The organism is Rhodococcus ruitaii, from assembly GCF_055230935.1.
The window spans coordinates 119004-139989 of sequence record NZ_JBUYWC010000017.1 but is presented as its reverse complement, the minus strand read 5'-3'; the positions used below and the strand labels follow the sequence as shown (position 1 = coordinate 139989).

19 protein-coding genes and 1 tRNA gene are annotated in these 20986 nt (G+C 65.7%); 5 read left to right on the top strand and 15 right to left on the bottom strand.

Going from position 1 to position 20986, the window contains the following annotated elements:
* Positions 1-339 precede the first annotated feature (339 nt).
* The 4 genes from ACZI8W_RS21400 to prmC are packed head-to-tail and all read right to left on the bottom strand — an operon-like array spanning position 340 to position 3742.
* A complete protein-coding gene (locus tag ACZI8W_RS21400) occupies positions 340-843 on the bottom strand; it encodes a Cg1360 family ATP-synthase-associated protein (RefSeq protein WP_463370519.1) in 504 nt (167 codons plus the stop codon).
* A gap of 40 nt (positions 844-883) precedes the next feature.
* A complete protein-coding gene (locus ACZI8W_RS21395; protein ID WP_463370518.1) occupies positions 884-2080 on the bottom strand; it encodes an MraY family glycosyltransferase in 1197 nt (398 codons plus the stop codon).
* Between the two features lie 19 nt (positions 2081-2099).
* Positions 2100-2762, bottom strand: a complete 663-nt coding sequence (locus ACZI8W_RS21390; protein ID WP_463370517.1) for an L-threonylcarbamoyladenylate synthase — start codon at positions 2760-2762, stop codon at positions 2100-2102.
* A gap of 59 nt (positions 2763-2821) precedes the next feature.
* Positions 2822-3742, bottom strand: coding sequence for a peptide chain release factor N(5)-glutamine methyltransferase (gene prmC, locus ACZI8W_RS21385; protein ID WP_463370516.1), 921 nt, complete (start codon positions 3740-3742; stop codon positions 2822-2824).
* A gap of 111 nt (positions 3743-3853) precedes the next feature.
* Between prmC and ACZI8W_RS21380 the strand changes: the two genes are divergently transcribed.
* Complete coding sequence (locus ACZI8W_RS21380; protein WP_463370515.1) at positions 3854-4324, top strand: hypothetical protein; 471 nt, start codon at positions 3854-3856, stop codon at positions 4322-4324.
* 30 nt (positions 4325-4354) lie between these two features.
* Here ACZI8W_RS21380 and prfA read toward each other — a convergent pair whose 3' ends face one another.
* From prfA to argS, 8 genes are all read right to left on the bottom strand, one after another.
* A complete protein-coding gene (gene prfA / locus ACZI8W_RS21375; RefSeq protein ID WP_463370514.1) occupies positions 4355-5434 on the bottom strand; it encodes a peptide chain release factor 1 in 1080 nt (359 codons plus the stop codon).
* A gap of 134 nt (positions 5435-5568) precedes the next feature.
* Complete coding sequence (gene rpmE / locus ACZI8W_RS21370; protein WP_463370513.1) at positions 5569-5802, bottom strand: 50S ribosomal protein L31; 234 nt, start codon at positions 5800-5802, stop codon at positions 5569-5571.
* A 120-nt stretch (positions 5803-5922) separates the two neighbouring features.
* Positions 5923-7947, bottom strand: coding sequence for a transcription termination factor Rho (gene rho, locus ACZI8W_RS21365; RefSeq protein ID WP_463370512.1), 2025 nt, complete (start codon positions 7945-7947; stop codon positions 5923-5925).
* A gap of 364 nt (positions 7948-8311) precedes the next feature.
* Positions 8312-9241, bottom strand: a complete 930-nt coding sequence (gene thrB, locus ACZI8W_RS21360) for a homoserine kinase (RefSeq protein WP_463370511.1) — start codon at positions 9239-9241, stop codon at positions 8312-8314.
* Between the two features lie 35 nt (positions 9242-9276).
* The gene (gene thrC, locus ACZI8W_RS21355; protein ID WP_463370510.1) at positions 9277-10368 is read right to left on the bottom strand and encodes a threonine synthase; all 1092 of its coding nucleotides are present in this window, start codon (positions 10366-10368) and stop codon (positions 9277-9279) included.
* Positions 10365-11693, bottom strand: a complete 1329-nt coding sequence (locus ACZI8W_RS21350) for a homoserine dehydrogenase (RefSeq protein ID WP_463370509.1) — start codon at positions 11691-11693, stop codon at positions 10365-10367. Before ACZI8W_RS21350 ends, thrC begins: the two co-directional genes overlap by 4 nt.
* Positions 11690-13111: a diaminopimelate decarboxylase gene (gene lysA, locus ACZI8W_RS21345; protein WP_463370508.1), complete on the bottom strand. Its 1422-nt coding sequence runs from the start codon at positions 13109-13111 to the stop codon at positions 11690-11692. The genes ACZI8W_RS21350 and lysA overlap by 4 nt, the downstream gene beginning before the upstream one ends.
* Positions 13108-14760, bottom strand: a complete 1653-nt coding sequence (gene argS, locus ACZI8W_RS21340) for an arginine--tRNA ligase (protein WP_463370507.1) — start codon at positions 14758-14760, stop codon at positions 13108-13110. Before argS ends, lysA begins: the two co-directional genes overlap by 4 nt.
* 132 nt (positions 14761-14892) lie before the next feature.
* Here argS and ACZI8W_RS21335 point away from each other — a divergent pair, with 132 nt between their 5' ends.
* The 3 genes from ACZI8W_RS21335 (at position 14893) to ACZI8W_RS21325 (ending at position 16710) form a co-directional block, all read left to right on the top strand.
* On the top strand, positions 14893-15732 hold the full coding sequence (locus ACZI8W_RS21335; RefSeq protein WP_463370506.1) for a thioredoxin-like domain-containing protein: 840 nt from the start codon (positions 14893-14895) through the stop codon (positions 15730-15732).
* 2 nt (positions 15733-15734) lie between these two features.
* Positions 15735-16514 carry a DUF305 domain-containing protein gene (locus ACZI8W_RS21330; protein WP_463370505.1) on the top strand — a complete coding sequence of 260 codons (780 nt, stop codon included), beginning with the start codon at positions 15735-15737 and terminating at the stop codon, positions 16512-16514.
* A gap of 120 nt (positions 16515-16634) precedes the next feature.
* Positions 16635-16710, top strand: a tRNA-Arg gene (locus tag ACZI8W_RS21325).
* Between the two features lie 99 nt (positions 16711-16809).
* Here the strand turns inward: ACZI8W_RS21325 and ACZI8W_RS21320 are convergent.
* Positions 16810-17715: a DJ-1/PfpI family protein gene (locus ACZI8W_RS21320; RefSeq protein WP_463370504.1), complete on the bottom strand. Its 906-nt coding sequence runs from the start codon at positions 17713-17715 to the stop codon at positions 16810-16812.
* Between the two features lie 98 nt (positions 17716-17813).
* Here ACZI8W_RS21320 and ACZI8W_RS21315 point away from each other — a divergent pair, with 98 nt between their 5' ends.
* Positions 17814-18761 carry a GlxA family transcriptional regulator gene (locus tag ACZI8W_RS21315; RefSeq protein WP_463370503.1) on the top strand — a complete coding sequence of 316 codons (948 nt, stop codon included), beginning with the start codon at positions 17814-17816 and terminating at the stop codon, positions 18759-18761.
* 17 nt (positions 18762-18778) lie between these two features.
* On the opposite strand, the gene ACZI8W_RS21310 is transcribed toward ACZI8W_RS21315, so the two are convergent.
* Together ACZI8W_RS21310 and ACZI8W_RS21305 are read right to left on the bottom strand one after the other, a co-directional pair.
* On the bottom strand, positions 18779-19768 hold the full coding sequence (locus ACZI8W_RS21310) for an MBL fold metallo-hydrolase (protein ID WP_463370502.1): 990 nt from the start codon (positions 19766-19768) through the stop codon (positions 18779-18781).
* Positions 19769-19836: 68 nt separating this feature from the next.
* Positions 19837-20979, bottom strand: coding sequence for a 3'(2'),5'-bisphosphate nucleotidase CysQ (locus tag ACZI8W_RS21305; RefSeq protein ID WP_463370501.1), 1143 nt, complete (start codon positions 20977-20979; stop codon positions 19837-19839).
* Between the last annotated feature and the right edge of the window lie 7 nt (positions 20980-20986).

Below are 20986 nucleotides of genomic sequence, written 5' to 3'. Positions count from 1 at the left end.
TCGGCCAGAATTGTGACGCTCAGCGGTCTCTCCCGTAGTCGGTCCGCAGGCAGCGAAGACCCGCGGTTCGATCGGACAATGGCGGTTCGATCGGATCGTGACGATCAATCTGTCCAACGAGATCGACTCGCGGATTCGTCAGCTGGCACCCGAGGGGACTCACTGTCGGCGTCGGCGACTCTCGTCGACTCGGCGGAAGCCTTGCCTCCACCTACGAAACACAATTCAGAGTAACCGAACCGGCCGGTAACACCGTGATGTGTCTCGCTTGATCCGAACCTTATCAACACATCTACGACAACGTGTAGATGGGGTCCGCCTGCAGCGACGAACGCCTCATCAGTCGTTCGCCGAGCGCGGATCCTCCGTCGAGGAACTCGAAGGGCTCTGAGCCTGCGCGTTCGGCTCCACGTACAGCATCCTGCTGCTCAGGATTCCCCAGGTTTCCGCACCGAGCACCAGTATCAGAGCGCAGACCATCACTACGACCAAGGCAATGCGGTTGTAGAAATCGAGAGGATTGAGCAACCCGAGCACGATCAGGGCCACCACCATCTTCAGAAGCCAGCCACCGAGAAGCACCGCGGTCGCGGTTGTGGACGGAAGCTTCGCGGTGACCAAGACGGTCACCGCGGTGATGAGGATGAACCCACCCCCGATCGCGGCGCCGAGCAGGGCACCCCAGAGTCCGGGAAGGCCGGCGGCAACGACCGAGACGATCGAGCCCACGGCGGCGAGCACGAGCAGACCGAGCAAACCGTATCGGACCGCACGCTCGAGTGCTGCGGTCGAGTCGACAGGGGCGACCCCCGGTTCAGGCAGGGTCGGGTTCGAGGAGTCCACAGTGCCCCAGGGTATCCGATCCGTGAACCATGGCGAGTGGTCAGGTCTTGCGCTTGCGCGCCGTCCTCGGCTTGTCCGGTTGAGTTCGCAACGACGGAACCGCCGTGACCACGAGCGCGAACACCAGCCCACCGGCCATCAGGAGCACGACGGCCGTTCGGTCGAGCAGAGAAGACCCCACCGCGCCGAACGCGAGGATGCCGACCCACAAGTACAGCAGCAGCACGACCCTGCGGTGGGAGTGACCGATCTGCAGCAGACGGTGATGAAGATGCATCTTGTCCGGGCTGAACGGGCTCACACCCGCACGAGTGCGACGGACGATGGCGAGCAGCAGGTCGAGAATCGGGATGAACGTCACCGCTCCCACCAGGATCAGCGGCGACAGCAGACCTAGCAGGTCGCGGGACCCGTAGGCACTGAGCGGTATGCGCCCGGACGCGCTGGTCGAGACAGCCGCGAGCATCAGCCCGATCAGCATCGATCCCGAGTCGCCCATGAAGATCCGGGCGGGCTGGAAATTGTGGGGTAGGAACCCGAGACAGGCCCCTGCGAGCGCAGCGGCGATCAGCGCAGGCGGATACGCAGAGACGTCGCCGCCCTGATCGAGCAACAGGCCTACGGAGAAAATGCAGATCGCCACCGCAGCGATCAGGCCCAGTCCGGCCGCGAGACCGTCGAGTCCGTCGACGAAGTTCATCGCGTTGATCATCACCGCGGCCACCGCGACCGTGATGAGGCCGCCCTGCAGCTGATCGAGCACAAGAGTGGAGCCGTCGAACGGGTTGTAGATGACGATCCAGCTCACACCCATCACGACGAGCACCCCGGCAGCGGTGACCTGCCCGACGAATTTGGTGAGCGCGTCGAGCCCCCATCGATCGTCGATGATACCGACGAGAACAATGATCGTCGCGGCCACCAGCGTCGCGGTCATCTCGGGAGTGAACTCGAAACCCCTTGTCAGCGCAGGAAGTTGCTGCGCAAACAGTATTCCGACGACGAGGCCGAAGTAGATACCCACACCACCCATCCGGGGTGTCGGCGTCACATGCACGTCGCGGTCGCGTGGCTTCGCGACCGCTCCGAACTTCGTTGCGAGGATGCGGATGAGCCCCGTGGAGAGGAACGTCACCACCGCCGCAGTGAGGAGAACGAGAAGCAACTCTCGGATCGGCACTCCGGCGCCCTGCCCCGATTGGGCGAGCACCACGGCCGCTGAGTCGGCTGAAGTCACGAACTCCTGTCCTCCACCGTCACTCCCCGCCGGTACGCAGACGCTCGGCATCGTCGCCGAGCACCTCCGCAAGGGCTTCGGCGGCTACGGCGCCTTCGCGAATGATGCGCGGCCGGCTACCTGTCAAATCGACAATGGTCGAGGCCACCCCGTGCTCGGCCGGCCCGCCGTCCAGATACACGGAGACGGACTCGCCGAGCTGCTCCCGTGCCTCGGCAGCCGTCGTCGCGGGTGGTTGCCCGGAGACGTTCGCACTCGAGACCGCAAGCGGACCCACCTCGCGGAGGAGTTCGAGAATCACGGGATGCAGCGGCATCCGGAGCATGACCGTTCCGCGCGTATCACCGAGATCCCATGCAAGAGACGGCGCAGCGTGCACCACGAGGCTCAATGCACCCGGCCAGAACGCCCGAATGAGTTCACGAGCCTCCGGACGCACCGTGGTGACGAGCCCATCGATGGTCGTCCACGATCCCACAAGGACGGGGACCGGCATGTCGCGACCGCGCCCCTTCGCACGCAGCAGCGCTGCAACCGCGGAACTGTCGAACGCATCCGCAGCAAGGCCGTACAGCGTATCCGTCGGGACAACGACCAGACGACCCGCTTTGAGCGAACCCCGGGCGGCATTCAGGCCTACGGAACGCGAATCCGGCTGGTTGCAGTCGTACACAGTGCTCACACTGTCATCCTTCCACTCACGTCGGCGTACCCGAAGATCGGCCCTTCCGCCGAGCGGGTTCAGTCGGACTCGGCCGGCGCCGACTGCACTCGACTCGCCTCCCGTTCTGTCGGAACCCTCCGCGCAACGACGAAACGCGGCCTCCCCGCCAGGTCCGGATGCTCGGCCACGTCACCGAAGACGCGACGCTGGGAGAGCATCGCTGCCACCTGCCCGCCGTTGGTGTCGTCGTGTTCGACTGCCACGGCTCCCCCGATCCGCAGCCACCGGGCGACGTTGGAGATCATCGGCTTGATCACCGAGAGTCCGTCAGACCCACCGAAGAGAGCTGAATGCGGATCGTGATCGATCACCTCCGGGTCGAGCTCTGCTCCCTCGGGGATGTACGGCGGGTTGGACACGACCACGTCGACGATGCCCTCGAGTGACGCGAGCAGACTCCGGTCGGTCACGTCACCCTGATGCAGGACAATGGGTGTGTCGCCCTCCCGTGCCCTGGCCTCCGCATTGCGGCGTGCCCACGCGAGTGCCTTCGGCTCGAGTTCGACTGCGTGCACCAGCGCGTCCGGACGAGCATGTGCGATCGCGAGAGCGAGCGCACCGGATCCCGTGCACAGATCGAGCACGACGGGGTGACGACGACCGTACTGTTCGAGAAACGCCAGTGCCCACCCGAGAAGCAACTCGGTTTCCGGCCGCGGAACGAACACACCCGGTCCGACAGCAAGATCGATCGCGCCCATCGACGAGGTTCCGGTGATGTATTGAAGAGGGATCCGTTTTGCCCGCTGCGCGATCATTGCCCGATAGGCATCGACCATCGCGGGATCGACGAGAGGCACCAGACCCAGGCGAGTGCGTTCGATCCCCAGCAGGTGCGCGGCGAGCAACTCCGCGTCCGCGCGAGGGCTCGGCACACCCGCTTCCTCGAGCACCGATACGGCTTCGATGATGGCCAGGCGCAAGGGTTGACGACTCACCTGTACAGGGTCCCATGTGGTCACGAACACGACACGGATAGGTCTACTTCGCCACATCCGTCACACATCGTCGTTAACGTCCCGGAAGTTGGGGAAACCGAAAGGAGTGTCATGAGCAAGAACACATCACGCGCTGTCCGCGCCGCGGCAGTGGTCGCGATGGGCGGTGCGGCCGCATTCGCAGGGGCCGGCACCGCAGCGGCTGAACCCATCGACATCCAACCGATTCCGGTGCTGTGCCCCGCCGGAATCGCAGAGACCCAGTCGTTGACGCACACCGAGAACAACCAGGTCGAGGGGGATGAGGTCCTCTATGTCGTCAACGAGAACAGTGTCGGCGGCGGAACCGTGTCGTGGATCAACGTGAGCACCGGGGAAACCGGCAACACCACGCTCGAATCGACGCCAGAACTGTGGGGTGCACCCGCTGCGCTGACCGAGCCGGAGGCCGGAACAGTGCTCGCCGCGATCTGGGGTATGCACGAGAACGCGGCGGGTGAGCAGTGCTTCCTGCTTCCGGGGATCGACCTCGCTCAGGTACCAGGCGAAGTCGAAATCCCCGAGGACGAGGGCGAGCAGTAGAGGCTCTCTTCCGAGGCCCGGTCCTCGTGGTTATTCGGCTGCGAGCCGGGCCTCTCGGTCTGCCGTGCCCAACGCATCGAGCAGCGCATTCATCTCACCGTCGAGCACTGCGTCGAGGTTGTGGGCCTTGAACCCGATCCGGTGATCCGTGATGCGGTTCTCCGGGAAGTTGTAGGTGCGGATCCGCTCGGAGCGGTCGACGGTACGGACCTGGCTGGCACGACCGGCCGACGCTTCGGCGTCCGCGGCCTCTTCTGCCGCCGCCTGCAGGCGCGCGGCGAGCACCTGCATCGCGCGGGCCTTGTTCTGCAGCTGTGAGCGCTCGTTCTGGCAGGTGACGACGATGCCGGTGGGCAGGTGCGTGATGCGGACCGCGGAGTCGGTCGTGTTGACGCCCTGTCCGCCTTTACCAGAGGAGCGGTAGACGTCGATGCGCAAATCCGTCTCGTCGATCTGGACTTCTTCGATCTCATCGGGTTCGGGGTAGATGAACACGCCGGCAGCGGACGTGTGCACACGGCCCTGCGATTCCGTCACCGGGACACGCTGGACTCGGTGGACGCCCCCTTCGAACTTGAGTCGCGACCACACGCCGTCGCGCACGTCGGACTTGGACTTGATCGACAGCGTCACGTCCTTGAAACCCCCGAGATCGGAATAGGTGGCTCCGAGAACTTCGACACGCCACCCGGCGCGCTCGGCGAAACGGGTGTACATGCGGGCGAGATCCCCCGCGAACAGCGCGGATTCTTCACCACCTTCCCCGGACTTGACCTCGAGCACCACGTCGTCTCCGTCGTGGGGATCGCGGGGAGCGAGCAGATCGGTGAGTGTCTTGTCGAGCTCGGCGACACGTTCCTCGAGATCCGGAACCTCGGCGGCGAACGATGAATCGTCGGCGGCGAGTTCCCGGGCGGCCTCGAGGTCGTCGCGGGCCGCTGCCAGCTTCGTATAGGTCGACATGATCGGTGCAAGCTCCGCGAACCGCTTACCCACCTTGCGGGCGGCCGACGGGTCGTCGTGCAGGGACGGGTCGGACAGCTGCTGTTCCAGGCCCGCGTGTTCGGCCAGGATGTCGTCGATGGCCGACGGCTTTGTCTGCCCCGCCATGGGTTCGCTCCGCTCTTGTCGTGAAAATGCTGTGTTCTGCACGAATCGTTCTGCACGAATCCGATCCTCCGACCGGAAATGAAAATGCCGACGCCCGGCCTGTACGAAGACAGAACCGGGCGTCGGCAGTGCAGCTAGCTGTCGGCCGCAGCCTTCTTCGGGGTGCGCTTGCCGTAGCGAGCCTCGAAGCGTGCGACGCGTCCGCCGGTGTCGAGGATCTTCTGCTTGCCCGTGTAGAACGGGTGGCAGTTGGAGCACACCTCGACGTTGATGCGACCCGACTCAGCGGTGCTGCGGGTCTCGAACGTGTTACCGCAACCGCAGACGACGGTGGTCGCCACGTAGTTGGGGTGGATTCCTGACTTCATGGTGTCCCTTTCATGGTCGCCGGGTCGCCTTCGCCATTCGAAGACGTGAACCGGAACCGGACTGAGCTGTTCGATTATGCCAAACGTATGGGCTCGGGAAAAATTCCCCGAGCCCCCACGTCAGTCTTCCAGTGCCCCCGGCGCAGTCTTCGCGACCTGCATGAGGAACTCGATGTTCGTCTTGGACTTCTTGAGCCGGTCGATCAGCAGATCGATCGCCTGGTGTGAGTCCAGACCCGACAGCACACGACGCAGCTTGTGCACTACCGCGAATTCGTCGGGGCTCATGAGGAGCTCGTCCTTACGCGTACCCGACGGATTGACGTCCACCGCGGGGAACACACGACGCTCGGCGATCTTACGATCGAGCTTGAGCTCGGCGTTGCCGGTACCCTTGAACTCCTCGAAGATCACGGTGTCGCCCGTTGATCCCGTCTCGACCATCGCGGTCGCGATGATCGTGAGCGACCCACCGTTCTCGATGTTGCGTGCAGCACCGAGGAAACGCTTCGGTGGGTACAGCGCGGTCGAGTCGACACCACCGGAGAGGATTCGTCCCGACGCGGGCGAGCTGTTGTTGTACGCGCGACCCAGGCGAGTGATCGAGTCGAGCAGGACCACGACATCGCGGCCGGTCTCGACCAGGCGCTTCGCACGTTCGATCGCGAGCTCCGCAACCGAGGTGTGGTCTGACGGCGGCCGGTCGAAGGTCGAGGCGATGACCTCACCCTTCACCGAGCGCTGCATATCGGTTACCTCTTCGGGACGCTCGTCGACCAGGACCACCATGAGGTAGCACTCGGGGTTGTTGACGGCGATCGCGTTGGCGATGTCCTGCAACACAGTGGTCTTACCGGCCTTGGGCGGCGACACGATGAGCGCGCGCTGCCCCTTACCGATCGGCATGACCAGGTCGATCACACGCGTGGTGAGGATGTTCTGCTGCGTCTCGAGGCGCAGTCGCTGGTTCGGATACAGCGGGGTGAGCTTGTTGAACTCGGGGCGGCGCTTGGCTGCGTCGACCTCACCGCCGTTGACGGTGTCGAGCCGCACCAGGGGGTTGAACTTCTGGCGCTGATTTGCTTGCTCGCCCTCGCGCGGAACACGCACCGCACCGGTGATGGCGTCGCCACGGCGCAGGCCGTTCTTACGCACCATGTTCATCGACACGTACACGTCGCTCTGACCGGCGAGGTAGCCGGACGTGCGCACGAACGCGTAGTTGTCGAGCACGTCGAGGATGCCTGCGACCGGCTGGAGGACGTCGTCCTCCCGAATCTCGGGCTCGCGCGAGTCTCCGCCGCCGGACTCACCGCGGTCGCGTCCACGACGACGCTCCCGGAAACGACGGCCCCGGCGACCGCGGCCGCCTTCTTCGTCGTCGTCTCCGCGGTTGTCGCGATTGTCCTGACGCGGTCCCTGATTCCGCTCGCCCTGGTTACGGTCGCCCTGGTTACGATCGTCACGGCCGCGCTCGCCGCGCTGACGTCCACCTTCGGGTTCTGTGCGGTCCTGGGACTTCCCGCGGTCGTTCGACCGATCACGGGACTCGCCACCACGCTCGGTGTCGGGCGCCTGCGAGTCGCCGGATGCCTGTGTCTCGCCCTTCTGGTTCTGATCCTGCTGATCCGCACCGCGACGACCGCGACGTTGACGCCCACGGCGAGGTGCATCGTCGTCCGACTCGGACGGCGGTGCTTCCGGCGCGGGCTTCTCTGCCGCCGCAGGCTTCTCTGCCACTGCAGGCTTCTCCACCGGCGCTGCGGCCTGGGTGGGTTCGCCCTGAGGCGCCGCGGCAGTGCGGGGTCGGCGAGTACGCGCGGGACGGCTCGGTGCTTCCACATTTTCTGCGGGAGCCTGTGCGGCGTCGGCCGGGGCGGGCTCAGTCTTGGTTGCGGAGCCGCTCGCGGTGCCGCCACCCTGCTTTTCCTTGATCGCAGCGATGAGATCGCCCTTACGCATTCCCGATGTGCCCTTGATGCCGAGTTCGGCAGCGAGCGCCCTCAACTCGACGAGCACCATGCCCGCGAGGCCGGTGCCACGACGGGCTCCACGCGCGGACTGTGCAGAATCACCGGACCGGGTTCCGGCGGAAGCCGCGGCGGTGTCGGAAGCTGGTGTAGCGATCAGGTCCGTATCTGTCACGGAGATCCTTTCCTTCCCTCGCCCACTCAATGCAGGGTCGAGGGTTCGTTCCGCAGATCAGCTTCGTGCACTGAGCTGGGATTTGCCGTACGAGTTCACGGAAGTCGAACGGTCGGCACGTCCGCCACCACACCGATGTCGGTTAGGTACGGTCTTGTCCCGTTCCCCTGGATCGGGAGCAGGTGAGGATCGACCCAGGATCGGACGCCCCAATAGAGTTGGAGTGAATGCCCTGGAGAACCCGGCGACACGAGCGCACGACGTGCGGACTCCCTCAGGATAGCGACGTTCTGCACGTAGGGCAAGAATCAGTGTGACGTGAGGTTCGTGTGTGATGCGCCACCCCGATCGCAACGGTGGACGATCAGTCGACCTGAACCCCATCGGCGATGGCAAGGTCGAGCACGGTGAGCTCGTCCGCCTCCGCGGCCGCGCGGAGTTCCGCGGGGATCGGCTCGGTCGCCAAGGCGAGGATCGTAGGACCCGCGCCCGACACGGTGGCGGCGACCCCCGCGCCGCGAAGGATCGAGAGCCACTTGGTCGTGAGCGGCAGCGCCGGCGCACGCTGCGCCTGATGGAGCAGATCCTCGGTTGCCTGCATCAGCAGATCGGGCCGCTCCGTGAGTGCCACAACTGCGAGCGCCGCGCGACTGACGTTGAATGCGGCGTCGCGATGCGGCACGAGGTCGGGCAACAGTCCGCGGGTGTGGGCGGTCGACGACCGAACGGACGGAACGAGCGCAACGGCCTTGATCGACGGGTGCACCCTCAGCGACACCGCCTTGTATGCGCGACGCTCCGAGTCGACCTCGGCCTCGCTCCACGACACGACAGCACCGCCCAGGACGCTCGCCGACGCATTGTCCGGATGCCCCTCGAATTCCGACGCCAGCTGCACGAGTTGCGCGGAGTCGAGTACCCGCTCGGGCGCAACCTTCTGCACGAGCCCGTTGGCAGCGGCAAGCCCTCCTACCGCCGCGGACGCCGAGGAACCCAGGCCACGAGAGTGCGGAATCACGTTACGGCACACGACATCCAGACCATCTGCCCACACACCCGCAGCCTCGAGCCCCCGTTCGACCGCGCGCACCACCAGATGCGACGGACCCCACGGCACCTCCTGTGCACCTTCCCCCTCGACACGCACGTCGAGACCGGAACCGGTTGCGGTAACGGTAATCTCGTCGTACAACCCGAGCGCCAGTCCGAGCGTGTCGAATCCGGGCCCCAGGTTGGCACTCGAGGCCGGCACCCGGGCTGTCACCGAAACCCCTACGGGCAACGTCTGCGTCATGTCCTGTTTCCCAACGGAGGAAGGCGAGGCGGTCACTAGGCCAGCTCGAGCGCCGATGCCACGGCCACGGGATCGACCGGGATGGGTTCGACCACGGGCACGTCACGCAATGCGGTGTCGGGGTCCTTGAGCCCGTTGCCGGTAACAGTGCACACGATCCTCAGGCCGGGCTCGAGCCAGCCTTCTTTGCGTGCTGCGAGCAGTCCGGCGATCGATGCTGCCGACGCAGGCTCGACGAAGATCGACTCGGTCTTCGCGAGGAGACGGTAGGCCTCGAGGATCTCCTCGTCGGTGGCCGCGCGGAATGCACCGTTCGACTCTTCCTTGGCCGCAACGGCACCGTTCCAGGACGCCGGGGCGCCGATCCGTATCGCGGTGGCGATCGTCTCGGGGTTGTTGACCGGGTGACCGAGAACGAGCGGGGCAGCACCGGCCGCCTGAACGCCCAGCATCCGGGGACGACGAGTGCTCATCCCGTCGGCGAAGTACTCGGAGTAGCCCTTCCAGTACGCGGTGATGTTGCCTGCGTTCCCGACGGGCAGCACGTGCACGTCCGGTGCGTCGCCGAGTGCATCGACGATCTCGAACGCCGCGGTCTTCTGACCTTCGATACGCACGGGGTTGACCGAGTTGACGAGACCGATGGTGTCGAACTCCGACGTGGTCTTGCGAGCCAGCTCGAGGCAGTCGTCGAAGTTGCCCTCGACCTGGACGATCTTCGCGCCGTGCATGACCGCCTGGGCGAGCTTGCCCATGGCGATCTTGCCCTGTGGGACGAGGACTGCGCATCCGATACCGGCCTTCGACGCATACGCGGCGGCAGAGGCGGAGGTGTTGCCGGTCGAGGCGCACAGCACGGCCTGCTTGCCGGACGCAAGCGCCTCGGTGACAGCCATGGTCATGCCGCGGTCCTTGAACGAACCTGTGGGGTTGAGTCCCTCGACCTTGATGTGCACCTCACACCCGGTGAGGTCGGAGAGCCGTTCCGCCGGAAGCAGCGGCGTACCGCCCTCGCGCAACGTCACCGTCTTCCAGTCGTCGCCGATCGGGAGGCGACCGCGGTACGCCTCGATCAGGCCCGGCCACGGGGCGTGCACGGGGGTGGTGTTCTTGTCGACCGCACTCATTCGGCGGATCCTTCCAGTCTCAGGACGCTGGTGACAGCAGTTACGGATTCGAGGTTCTCGAGCGCTGCGACGGTGTCGGCCAGAGCCCGGTCAGTCGCTCGGTGGGTGAGCACCACCAGGCGGGCACCGTCGCCGGCGCCTTCCTGGCGCACGGCGGAGATACTGACGCCCCGCGTCGCGAACTCGGCGGCGACGGCGGAGAGCACACCTGCTCGGTCGGCGACCTGCAGGTTGACGTAGTACCGGGTGACGATGTCGCTCATCGGGGCGATCTCGAGTTTGGCGTACTTCGATTCGCGCGGACCGCGGCCACCCTGGACTCGGTTGCGCGCTGCCATGACGAGGTCGCCCATGACGGCCGATGCGGTGGGCGCCCCGCCGGCACCCTGGCCGTAGAACATGAGCCGACCGGCGGCCTGCGCTTCGACGACAACCGCGTTGAATGCACCGGCGACGGTCGCAAGGGGATGCTCACGCGGCACGAGCGCCGGATACACCCGGGCCGAGACGCGGTCGCGGCCATCGGTACCGGGGATTCGTTCGCAGATCGCAAGCAGTTTGATCGTGCAGTTGAGGGCACGAGCCGACGTGAGGTCGGCGGCAGTGATCGCGCTCATTCCTTCGCGGTACACGTCGGATGCGGTCACGCGGGTGTGGAATGCGATGGACGCAAGGATCGCCGCCTTGGCCGCTGCGTCGAATCCTTCGACATCGGCGGTCGGGTCTGCTTCTGCGTAACCGAGACGACCCGCTTCGGTCAGCGTCGTCTCGTAATCGGCGCCACTCTCGTCCATCGCGGACAGGATGTAGTTCGTTGTGCCGTTGACGATGCCCATCACCCGGTCGACGCGATCGCCTGCGAGCGACTGGGTCAGCGGGCGGATCACCGGGATGGCTCCGGCGACGGCTGCTTCGAAGTACAGGTCGGCGTTGTGCGACTCCGCTGCCTCGGCCAGTTCACCGGTGTAAGCGGCCAGGAGCGCCTTGTTGGCGGTGACCACCGACTTACCGGCATCGAGCGCGGCGCGCACCAACGTGCGAGGCAGTTCGATACCCCCGATGAGTTCGACGACGAGGTCGATGTCATCGCGGCGGACGAGCGCTTCCGCATCGGTCGTCAGGAGGTCCGCGGGAATCCCTCGATCCGACGACGCGTCGCGCACCGCGACGCCCCGCAGTTCGAGGGGTGCACCGATGCGTTCCTGCAGGTCGAGTGCGTCTCCTTGAATGATGCTGACAACCTCGGCACCCACGGTGCCGTGGCCGAGAACCGCGACACCGAGGGGTCGCTGCCCGGATGCACCTTCCACCGTTGTGCTGGTCACTCCGTAACCTCCAAGCTCAGCAGATCTTCGATCGTTTCCCTGCGCAGCAGGATGCGTGAGACGCCGTCCTTGACCGCTACGACAGCGGGGCGGGTCAGCATGTTGTACCTGCTGGACATCGAGTAGCAGTATGCACCGGTTGCCGCGACGGCCAGCACATCTCCCGCGCCCACGTCGGCGGGCATCCAGGCGTCACGAATGATGATGTCACCACTCTCGCAGTGCTTGCCGACCACCCGCGCGACGACAGGCTCGGCTTCGCTCACCCGCGACACGAGGCGCGATTCGTACTCGGCTTGATACAGCGATGTGCGGATATTGTCGCTCATCCCCCCGTCGACGCTGATGTAGCGCCGGCTCTGTCCGGCTCCGACGGTCACGTCCTTGATGGTTCCCACCTCGTAGAGGGTGACGGTACCCGGGCCGGCAATGGCACGTCCGGGTTCGACGGCGAGAGTCGGCGTGGGCAGTCCGACCAGCGCGGACTCGGTGCGCACGATGTCGTGGAGCTTCGCTGCGAGATCGGTCACCGGAGGCGGGTCGTCGCTCGGCACGTACGAGATGCCGAGGCCACCACCGAGGTCGACGATGTGCAGCTGCGAGGTCTTGTCGACCCCGAAGTCGGCGACGATGTCGCGCAGCAGGCCGATGACACGGTGGGCAGCGAGTTCGAATCCGTCGACGTCGAAGATCTGCGAACCGATGTGACTGTGCAACCCCACCAAGCGCAGGTTGTCGGTCGCGAACACTCGGCGCACCGCGTCCATGGCGTGCCCGCCGGCCAGCGAGAGACCGAATTTCTGGTCCTCGTGGGCGGTGGAGATGAACTCGTGGGTATGGGCTTCGACACCCACCGTGACGCGAATGAGTACATCCTGGACGGCGTCCAGTTCACCTGCCACGGCGTCGAGCCGGTCGATCTCGGCGAGCGAGTCCAGCACGATGTGCCCGACGCCGACTTCGACGGCGGTCCGCAGTTCGGCCACGGACTTGTTGTTGCCGTGCAGCGCGATCTTCTGCGCAGGGAACCCGGCGCGCAGCGCGACGGCGAGTTCGCCCCCGGATGCGACGTCGAGGCACAGTCCCTCCTGATGGACCCACCGGGCGATCTCGGTGCACAGGAATGCCTTGGACGCGTAGTGGACCCGCGCTTCGGGACCGAATGCCTCGGCGATCTCGCGGCACCGCGATCGGAAATCGTCCTCGTCGACGACGAACAGCGGTGTGCCGTAGGTCTCGGCGAGGTCGGTGACCGAGACCCCGGCGATGCGGGCGACCCCGTCGTCGCCCCGGCTGGTGTTGCGTGGCCACACGTGCCGGTGGAGCTCGTTCAGTTCTGCAGCGTTCCCGGGTCGTTGCGGCAGGCCGGGCGCGTGCGGGATCTCGGCGTGACGCGGCCCCGCGGGATGCGCGTTCACATCCGCTCCGGTGCGCTGACGCCGAGAAGGCCGAGTCCGTTGGCGAGAACCTGACGTGCAGCGGCGCACAGCGCCAGTCGCGCGGTGTGCAGCTCGCCGGGTTCTTCGTCGCCCAGGGGCAGGATGCGGCACGCGTCGTAGAACCGGTGGTAGGTACCGGCGAGCTCTTCGAGGTAGCGCGCCACGCGGTGCGGCTCGCGCAGTTCCGCGGCCTTCGCGACGACACGCGGGTATTCGCCGATGGTGCGGATCAGGTCACCTTCACGATCGTGGGTGAGCAGCGCGAGGTCGGCGTCCCCTTCGCTGAGGCCGAGATCGGCGGCGTTCCGCGCGATCGACGACAACCGCGCGTGCGCGTACTGCACGTAGTAGACGGGGTTCTCACTCGAGGCGGAGGCCCACAGCGCGAGATCGATGTCGATGCTCTGGTCCACGGACGAGCGCACCAGCACATAGCGTGCGGCATCGACGCCGATGGCCTCGACGAGATCGTCGAGGGTGATCACGGTGCCGGCGCGTTTGCTCATCTTCACCGCCTGACCGTCGCGCACGAGGTTGACCATCTGGCCGATCATGACCTCGACGGTGTCGGGATCGTCACCGAAGGCTGCGGCAGCAGCCTTCAGCCGTGCGATGTAGCCGTGATGGTCGGCACCGAGCATGTAGATGCACAGGTCGAAGCCGCGTGAACGCTTGTCCTGGAAGTAGGCGATGTCTCCTGCGATGTAGGCGGCGTTACCGTCCGACTTGATGACGACGCGGTCCTTGTCGTCGCCGTAGTCGGTGCTCTTGAGCCACCACGCGCCGTCGTCGAAGTACAGGTTGCCGGATGCCTTGAGCGTCTCGACCGACTTCTCGACCGCACCGGACTCGAACAGCGAGTGCTCGTGGAAGTACACGTCGAAGTCGACGCCGAACTCGTGCAGAGTGCGCTTGATGTGCACGAACATCAGTTCGACGCCGATCGAGCGGAACACCTCGTGGCGTTCATCCTCGGGCAGCGCGAGAGCTTCGGGCCGCTGCTCGACTACGGAACTCGCGATCTCGACGATGTAGTCGCCGGCATAGCCGTCGTCGGGTGGTGGAAGTTTCAGTGCGGACGCGATCAACGAGCGAGTGAAGCGATCGATCTGCCCACCGTGGTCGTTGAAGTAGTATTCGCGGGTGACCTCGCCGCCCTGTGCGGTGAGGATACGGCCGAGTGCGTCGCCGACCGCCGCCCACCGGGTGCCGCCGAGGTGGATGGGGCCGGTCGGGTTCGCTGAGACGAATTCGAGGTTGATCTTCCGGCGCGCGAGGGTGTCGGCGTTGCCGTAGGCATCGCGCTTGTCGAGCACCTCGGCGACGATCGCGCCTTGCGCATCGGCCGCGAGCCTGATGTTGAGGAAGCCTGGGCCGGCGACTTCGGCGGAGTCGATGCCGCCGGCGGCGGTGAGCGCGTCGGCGAGCCAGGTCGCGAGCTCACGCGGATTCACACCGACCTTCTTGGCAACCTGCATCGCGACATTCGTTGCGTAGTCGCCGTGCTCGGGGTTGCGGGGACGCTCGACTGTGAGTGTTGCGGGCAGTACTGACGCGTCGAGACCACGGTCGGCGAGCACTCTCGCGGCGGTTCCGTGGAGCAATTCGGCAAGATCGGCAGGAGTCACAGGTGTTCATCCTATTGGCTGGGGGTGAAGGCGCGGACGCTCCCCCGCCCCCGACGCCCGTAGAGTTGACGCTGTGTGCGTACCCGATGGTGCGCGCGTTCGCCTGTCCATCCGTCGAAAGAGCACCCAGCGATGCCCAGCGGTCCGAGCAACGGCAGTTCCGGCAAGAAGAACACCGGCGCCAAATCGTCGAAGGCCATCCAGGCCGCCAAGAAGAACAGCGGCGGGGCCAAAGGCCTCCCGAAGCAGCGTCAGGTTCCGTGGCTGACAATCGGTGGGATCGTCGCTGTCGTCGCGCTCGTCGCGGTAATCGCGGTCAGTATCATTCCGCAATACCAGAACCAGCAGGAACTGTCCGCATGGGTACCGACCGAGGAGAATCAGGATCCGTCGACCGCGATCGACGGTGTCGTGACGCTCGAGTACCCGGCAGGCCAGCATGTCGCCCCCACCCAGCGGGTCGCCTACGATCAGAGTCCGCCGTTCGGCGGGCCGCACGACGCGATCTGGGCCACCTGCACCGGAACGGTATACGACACGCCCGTACGCAACGAGAACATGGTGCATTCGCTCGAGCACGGTGCGATCTGGATCGCCTACAACCCTGATCTGGTCGACGACGCCGCACTCGCGACCCTCGAAGCGAAGGTCGACGGGCGTACGTACATGTCGATGTCGCCGTACCCCGGGCTCGACTCACCGATCTCGTTGCAGTCGTGGGGTCATCAGCTCAAGCTCGACAGCGCCGACGACGAGCGTATCGACCACTTCATCGAGGCGCTGCGCCTGAACCGGTGGCAGTACCCCGAGGTCGGAGCCAGCTGTTCGACGCTGCCCGGTTCGTTCGATCCGGCGAATCCGCCTCCGTTCGATGCGTCCGTCCCCGGCCCCGACGCCGTGCCGATGGATGGTGGAACCGTCGACGGCTCCGAGCAGATTCCCGCCGACATGCAGGCACCGGCCGGGAGCTGACAATGAGCGCCTCGGACGATCAGTCCCGTGACACAGCCGATCAGTCCCGTGACACAGCCGATCAGTCGCGTGACACAGCCGATCCCGCACCCCGCGGCGGGACCCCTCGAACGATCTTGGCCCTCGCCGCAGTCATCGCACTCGCGGTCGGCTTCCTGCTCGGATTCCTCGCACGGATCCCCCTCGAGGACTCGAGGCCGGCGGATCCGACGGCCGGTTCCGTCGATGTCGGCTTCTGCCAGGACATGACGGTGCACCACAACCAAGCGATCGAGATGTCGGCGATCGCACTGACGAGTTCCGAGGACCAGTACGTCCGCAACCTCGCCTACGACATCCTCACCACCCAGCAGAATCAGATCGGGCAGATGGAGGGATGGCTCACCATGTGGGGGCAGCCTCCATTGCCGTCCGGCCCGTACATGGCGTGGATGAGCGACGGCAGCGGCCATTCGCACGGGGCCACCTCCGACGACCGTGACGGTGAGGCCGCGGGAACGCCAGAGTCCGGGGAGGTGACGGCGATGCCGGGGATGGCTTCGTCCGAGGATCTCGCGAACCTGCGTGCCGCGTCCGGTGTCGAGCAGGACGTGCTGTTCCTGCAGCTGATGCTGCGCCATCACGAGGGTGGTCTGCCGATGATGGAGTACGGCGCGCAGTACGCGAGCGAATCGGTTGTGCGGGGGCTGGCCCAGAAGATGGTCGACACGCAGACCAGCGAGTCGCAGCTGATGACGTCGATGCTCGCCGAACGCGGCGCCGAACCGCTCCCGATGAACTGACAGCTGGTCCACGGCAGCTCCTCCCCGTCCGCAAACCGGTTCTGACCAGCCGATGTGGCGTTGCGCCGACAATGCGCTAGGCTGACTCCCGCACCGCCGGTCACCCGGCGGGTCCGGATTGCCCTCGTAGCTCAGGGGATAGAGCGCTTGCCTCCGGAGCAAGAAGTCGCAGGTTCGAATCCTGCCGAGGGCACCAACCTGGCCTGCATTCGAGCAGGTCAAAGACTATTTGATCGACGTTGCACTCGTACCCGTATGCACACAGCCCGCCCGCAGCGAACCCAGTCCGTGCGTGTCAGAGATATTCGGCGATTACCCGATACAAGGCAGGGTGGGCGGTCGCGATCTCTCGGGCCTCGCCGACGGAGGCCACGACTGCGGGATTCAGACCGGCTGCCTCGCAGGCTTCGATACTGTCCCAGTGCGCGATGTTGACGAGTGGGAATTGCGCGCCGGGCAGTATCGCCCGGTGCAGGCGGACATCACGGAATCCGGGCGCGGTCCGCATGAGCGCGGCGCGTCCACACCACTGTTCGACGAATTCGTCGATCCGCTCGCCGGGAAGTTCGATGACATTGACGAAGGCGACACCATCGGAGGTCGGATGTTCGTCTCGTCTACTCCAGGCGCTGTCACGGCGTTCGTGTTCGAGGACCTCTTCGGCGAACAGCGCGGTCTCGGCTCCGAAGAACCGTTCGACAAGCCACAGTCCGAGGTCGATACCGGAGGTAACTCCCGCCGAAGTGACCAGGTCGCCGTCGTCGACCACGCGACCACCGACCACGGTCGCGCCTTGGCGCCGGAGATCGTCTTCGGCGATGTGATGTGTCGTACACGGTCGTCCGGTGGTGATCCCTGCCGCCGAAAGCAGCAGTGTTCCGGTGCAGGTGGCCGCGAGAATCAGTCCGGGACGCCGGGCGTCGGCCAATGCACGGGGCAGCACGCCCCGGCGGATCTGCTCCTGGACAGGAGATCCTTCGCCGAAGCCACCGCCAGGCACCACGATCAGGTCGGCCGATTCCGGGGACCACGGGGTACGAACGGTGACCTCGAGGCCCGCAGACGTGGTGATGTCACCGTCACCGTCGACGGTGACGAAGCTGTGCCGTACACCATCGACCGTGCCGAACGCTGTGACCGGACCGATGAAATCCTGGTCCTCCACCCCGTCGTAGAGCACCGTGTGTACACGAAGAGTCATCGAATCCTCCAGTGGGAGTGTCTATTACCCCATGAGCATCTCAACGTTCGACCCGAGTGAACAGTAGCGTGATCGCCATGGTTACGTAAGATCTAGCCATGCATTCTGTTGCCGTGCTCGCCGCTGACGGAGTTGTGGGTTTCGAGCTGACAATCCCGTGCCAGGTCTTTTCCCTCACACCCGGGTACCGAGTCCAGGTCTGCGCCCAACGGAAGCGGAACGTGATCGCAACAGCCGCCGGGGTCGAGTCGTTCCGAATCTCCTCCCGCTATGGCCTCGACGATGCGCTCGACGCGCAGACGGTGATCGTCCCGGGCGCTGACCCCGATCTGATCCCCGATCCGCGCGTCCTGCGGACGCTGCGGACAGCGTCGGAGCGCGGCGCACGAGTGGTCTCGATTTGCACGGGGGCATTCGTGCTGGCGGCCGCGGGATTACTGGACGGCCGGAAAGCGACGACGCACTGGATGCTCGCCGACCTCCTCGCCGAGCGATACCCGGCCGTGACAGTGGATTCGTCGGTCCTTTTCATCGACGACGGAACGATCCTCACCTCAGCTGGTGTCGCCGCAGGGCTCGATCTGTGTCTGCATATGGTTCGCCGCGACCGGGGTGCGGCGGTGGCGGCCACCACGGCGCGACAGATCGTGATGCCACCGCAGCGAGCTGGCGGACAAGCGCAATTCATCGCGCGCCCGGCGCCCGCCGCGGAGACCGATGACCTCGGACCCACACTGCAGTGGATGCAGAACAACCTGGACACACCGATGACGTTGACTGACATCGCCACCAAGGCATCGATGAGCACCCGCAGCCTGTCACGGCAATTCCGCACCCACACCGGCACGACGCCGATGCAATGGCTCCTCGACCGCCGGCTCGACTGGGCGCGGGAGCTACTCGAGACGACCGCTCTCCCCGTAGAGCGCGTCGCGACGACCGCCGGGTTCGGATCGATCGAAACGCTGCGATACCACTTCGCACGGCACATCGGCACCACACCGGCGGCATACAGGTCGGCATTCCACACCTGTCCGCCCACATAGCCGTCTTCGGCGAGTCGTCAGATGCGCACGAAGCGAGCGGGGTAGCTCCCGGGAACCAGCCGGGCACGCCCACGCTCGATGAGGTGACGCAGATGAGCAGACCCTTCCGACATCGCCATCTGCTTTCCTCGGGCCGGTGTCTCGTCCCACGACCGGTACCACTTCATGCGGGACGTGGCCTCCCACAGCGTGAGCCCGTCGTCGCCGAGTGAGTCGTACAGGTCGTCGAGTCGCTCTTCGTGATGGTCGATGAGCGCTGCCGTTCTGCCCGCGAGGTCGTCGATGGGTTGCCTGTGCGCGGGAAGGGTGCGCCTGGCAGGGAGCTTTCCGACCGCGTCGAGTGAGGCGAGGAACTCCCCGAGCGCATCGCGTTCTGCGATGGGGAAGTCGAATTCACCGACGTGCGGTGTGGTCTTGGCCAGCACGTGGTCGCCGCTGAACAGGATCTCGTGTTCCTCGATGTAGAAACATGCGTGGCCGGGGGTGTGGCCGGGGGTGAACACGGTGCGGAGCGTGCGTCCGGCGAGCGGGATGAGTTCCCCGTCGGTGAGTGTGCGGTCGGGCGCAGACTCCGGCTTGCCCTCACCTTTCCCGGAGTCGGCGAGGTATTCCTCGATCTGTTCGGGTGGAGCCCCGGCGATACGCCACTGTTCGACGGCGCGGTCCGTCCAGCCCAGGTCGGACATCATGTGGCCGAGTTGTTCGAAGTCGGATTCGTGCATACCCACCCAGCATCCGGAGGCTTCCCGGAGTCGGGCGGTCAGGCCGACATGGTCGGGGTGGAAATGGGTGACCACGACGCCTTCGACGTCGGTCACCGCCAGCCCTGCGGTCGCGAGGCCCTGCTGCAGCGCGTTCCAGGAGGCGTCGTTGTTCCATCCGGCGTCGATCAGTATCACGCCGCCCGGGGATTCCACTGCGTACACCTGGGTATCGCCGACGGGAAGGTCTGCAACGGGAACGGGGATCGCGTGAATTCCGTCGCCGATATCGAGTGAAGAAGTCATGACACCGCCTGATTCCGAATCTGTATTGCTTTGCTCACTATTCGTCCCACCGAAACTAGCTCAAAGGTTCAACTCTTTGTCGAAGTGGGCTCGATGATCGCGACGATCGACCGGATTTCACCCGCCGGGATGCCGAAGTGTTCGATCACCGACACCGTGGTCGTCTCGCCCGGCCCCGCGGCGATGTCGAGCAGGAATCGGGCGACGACGTCGTGGTGCCATTCGTGGAACGTCAGGTCGCGCACCCGGCGAAGCGGCCGGTACTCTGCACCGTTCTCGAGGCGGTCGCGGATCTCGATACCGCTGTCTCCGGTGCGCTGACCGTTCTCGACCCGCCACGCGTCCTCTGCGAGCCGCACGTGTGACGCATCGTGGCTGATCAGCGAGTGAATATAGGCGCGTGCCATCGCCACCCGCGCGCTGTCGGTGGGGGTATCCGCGTGATCGGATACGGCCGCCATGAGCGTGGGCGCCCAGTCCGGGCGGCAGATCACCAGATCCGGCAGGTACGGATGCGGCCGGTTGTATTCGAGCGGACTGCCGTCGATTCGGGCGCAGAACATTCCTGCGGCCTGCGCGACCGCAACGGGCGCGGCCGAATCCCATTCCCACTGCCCTCCGGCGTGGACGTACGCGTCGGCTTCGCCGCGCACGACCGCCATGGCTTTTGCTCCCGCCGACCCCATCCGCACGAGGTCGGCCCCGACGTTGCGTGCGACCTCACCGATGAAGGCCGGCGGACGGCTGCCGCTGATCACGATGGAGGGCCGGTGGCGCCCGAGAGGCTCGTGGGCAATCACCGGCTCATCGCCGGTCGAGTAGACCGCACCGATCGCGGGTTGCGCAACGGCCCCGTCGGTGAGCCCCTTCCCCGCCTGCCACAACGCAACGTGGACGGCCCAATCGATGTAGCCGGGTCGGCCGTATTCCTTCGAGCCGTCGAGAGGATCGATGATCCACACCCGGTCCGCGTCGACACGCCCCGGATCGTCGGCGGATTCCTCCGAAAGCACCAGGTCGCCGGGTCGCTCGGCCGCGAGTCGCTCGAGGATGAAGGCGTTCGCCGCATGATCGCCACGACGCCCGAGTTCGCGTCCGTAGTGCTCGTGTTGTGCGGTTGCCCGGATGGTCAGCAACAGTTCTCCTGCGCCCGCGGCGATCTCGGTGGCCAGGGCTGCGTCGTCGGTCGTGCACTCCACGTCGTCGGTCATGCACTCC